The sequence below is a fragment of the Longimicrobium sp. genome (assembly GCF_036280135.1).
Classification (GTDB): domain Bacteria; phylum Gemmatimonadota; class Gemmatimonadetes; order Longimicrobiales; family Longimicrobiaceae; genus Longimicrobium.
This window is the reverse complement of record NZ_DASURI010000186.1, coordinates 1-2,876: the sequence shown is the minus strand read 5'-3', so window position 1 is coordinate 2,876 and position 2,876 is coordinate 1. Positions and strand designations below refer to the sequence as shown.

General features: G+C 72.9%; 2 protein-coding genes. Both read right to left on the bottom strand.

Features of this window, described 5'->3' with window-relative positions; translation table 11 throughout:
* Positions 1–10 precede the first annotated feature (10 nt).
* Positions 11–1,561, bottom strand: coding sequence for a sugar ABC transporter ATP-binding protein (locus VFZ20_RS05470; protein ID WP_329682828.1), 1,551 nt, complete (start codon positions 1,559–1,561; stop codon positions 11–13).
* On the bottom strand, positions 1,561–2,676 hold the full coding sequence (locus VFZ20_RS05465; protein WP_329682827.1) for a substrate-binding domain-containing protein: 1,116 nt from the start codon (positions 2,674–2,676) through the stop codon (positions 1,561–1,563). Before VFZ20_RS05465 ends, VFZ20_RS05470 begins: the two co-directional genes overlap by 1 nt.
* Positions 2,677–2,876 lie beyond the last annotated feature (200 nt).

Here is a 2,876-nt window from a genome sequence, read left to right as displayed (position 1 = left end):
ATTCGGCTCCTCACGCGACAGGCGCGGCCGGCACGCTCGGCACCTCCGGCTCGTGCCCCGGCCCGGGCGCCTCGTCCGGCAAGCCGGCCATCATCCGCAGCAGGCGGTCCTGCGTGGCCTGCGCGCGGGGCAGCTCGCCCGCCACGCGGCCCCCACGCAGCACCAGGATGCGCGACGACAGCGACAGCAGCTCCGGCAGCTCGCTGCTGATGAGCAGCACGGCGCTCCCACGCGCGGCCAGGTCCGCGATCAGCGCGTGGATCTCGGCCTTGGCGCCCACGTCCACGCCGCGCGTCGGTTCATCCAGCATCAGGATGCGCGACTTCGCGGCCAGCCACCGCGCGAGGACCACCTTCTGCTGATTGCCGCCGCTGAGCCCCGCCACGGGCGTCTCGGGCGACGGCGTGCGGACGCGCATCCGCCCGAAGAAGTCCACGGCGACCGACCGCTCCTCGCGCCGGCGGATCCACCCCGCCGTCGACAGCCGGTCCAGGATGGGGAGCGACGTGTTGTGCACCCCGCTGGCCTGCAGCACCAGTCCCTGCCGCTTGCGGTCCTCCGGCACCAGGCCGATGCCCAGGCGGATGGCCTGCCGCGGCGTGCGGATCTGCGCCGATTTGCCATCGACGACCACCGTGCCGCGCGCGGCGGGGTCCAGCCCCATCAACGCTTCCGCGATCTCCGAGCGGCCGGCGCCCACGAGCCCCGCCAGCCCCAGCACCTCGCCGGCGCGCAGGGAGAACGACACGTCGTGGAACCGGCCGGGTGACGACAGTCCTTCGATCCGCAGCAGCTCCGCGCCGGCCGCCTCCGCCAGGGGGGCAGCGAGGTACTCCGTCACGGGCCGGCCGATCATCAGCCGTACGAGCTCGCTCTCCGTCAGCTCGGACGTGGGGCGCGTGTCCACGTGGCGGCCGTCGCGCAGCACGCTCACGGCGTCGCACAGGCGAAAGATCTCGGGCATGCGGTGCGAGACGTAGATGCACGTCACCCCGCGCGCCCGCAGCCGGCCGATGAGCTCGTACAGCCGCTCGGCGTCGTGCTGGCTCAGGCTGCTGGTGGGCTCGTCGAAGACGACGATGCGCGCGCCGCCGCCCACGGCCGCGGCGATCTGCACCAGCTGCCGCTGCGCCGTGTTCAGCGCGCCCAGCGGACGGCGGACGTCGATGTCGGGCGCGATCTCGGCCAGCATGGCCTCGGCCTGCCGCACCGTCTCGCGCGGGTCCGTCAATCCGCCGCGGCGGGGGAGGGCGCCCAGGCACAGGTTCTCGGCGACAGACAGGTTGTCGCAGAAGGCCAGCTCCTGGTGCACCATCCCCACGCCCGCCGCCAGCGCGTCGCGCGGCCCGCCGAATCGAACGGGCTGGCCGTCGATGAGCATGCGCCCGCCGTCCGGCGCGTGGATGCCGGCCAGGATCTTTCCCAGCGTGCTCTTGCCCGCGCCGTTCTCGCCGCAGAGGGCGTGGCAGCTGCCGAGCGCGATCTCCAGCGTGACACCGTCCAGCGCCACGCTGCCGGGAAAGCGCTTGCGGACGTCCTCGAAGCGGACGGCGGGCTGCATCAGGGCTGCTGGGCGGGCGTGGCCTGCGCGCCGGCCGCCGGCTGGGCGCCCGCGGCCGGAGCCGCGCCGGTCAGGAAGCGCTGCGGAACGTCCGTGAAGCCCCAGTCGCGCAGCTGCGCGGCCCACTGGTTCAGGTTGTCGCGCGAGACGCGGACGGGCTCCATGGGGATGCGCGCGGGCACCTGCTCGCCGTTGAGCTTCTTGACGATCGTCTGCACGCCCACGTAGCCCCACTGGTAGACGGGCTGCGCCACCAGCACGGGCGCGATCCCCTTCTCCACGTACGCCAGCTGCGCCGGCAGCGCGTCGACGGCAACGACCTTGGTGCGCGCCGGATCCAGGTCCGTCAGCAGGGTCTGCGTAAAGAGGGGCCAGCCGCCCACCATGGCCCAGCCGGTGACTTCGGGATACGCGTTGTTGACGCGGATGACCTCGGCGGCAGCGTCCTGCGGCGTCTCGATGTGGTTGAACGTGTCCACCACCTTGATGCCGGGGTGGTTGGCGGCTTCCTCGCGGACGCCGCGGGCGCGGTTCTGGAGGTTGGGCGCGTTCTGGTTGCCGGCCAGGATGGCGATGGAGCCGCGGCCGCCCAGCTGCTGCGACAGCTCGCGCATGACGGCGCGGCCGATCTCCACGTCGTCCACGCCGTAGTAGGCAAAGCGCTTGGACTGCGGCACGTCGCTGTCGAAGGTCATGACCTCCACGCCGCGGGCCACGGCGTCGTCGATGGCGCCGGCCACCTTGCCCGCGTCGCTGGCGGAGATGAGGATGGCGTCGGCGCCTTCGTTGACGGCCTGGCGGATGCGCTGGGCCTGCACCTGGCCGTCCTCCTGCGGCGGGGTGAGCCACATCACCTCCACCTTGGGCCAGCCGGGCTGGGCGCTGAGCTCGCGCGCGGCGGCTTCGGCGCCGGTGCGGGCGGCCAGGAAGACGGGGTTGTTGGAGCTCTTGGCGATGACGGCGATGCGGATGGTGCCGTCCGCGCCCGCGGCTCCGCCCGTGGCGCCGCCGGCGGCCGTGGAGTCGCCCTTTGCCTGCTGCCCCGCGTCCCCGCCGCCGCCGCACGCCGCCAGCGCGGCCGCGGCCAGCACCAGCATGCCCTTTCGCATCCTCATCTCGCTTGCCCGGTTCAGGTTGGGTCGGTTGTCCTACGGCGTGATGTCCCGCGATGCGCGGTCCGGGGCCGGGCCCATGACCGCGCGAGGGGCAATCTGCACTTCGGAAGACCTTCTAACAATATCCCTGATCGATCATCCGATCGCGTGGCGGATCAAGCCTGGAGTCTCTCGGTGAGGACGGATCCCGCCGGCAGCAA

Excerpts from the sequence above, each read along its gene's own strand:
- VFZ20_RS05470 (WP_329682828.1), bottom strand. The coding sequence starts at position 1,561 with ATGCAGCCCGCCGTCCGCTTCGAGGACGTCCGCAAGCGCTTTCCCGGC.
- VFZ20_RS05465 (WP_329682827.1), bottom strand. The coding sequence starts at position 2,676 with ATGAGGATGCGAAAGGGCATGCTGGTGCTGGCCGCGGCCGCGCTGGCG.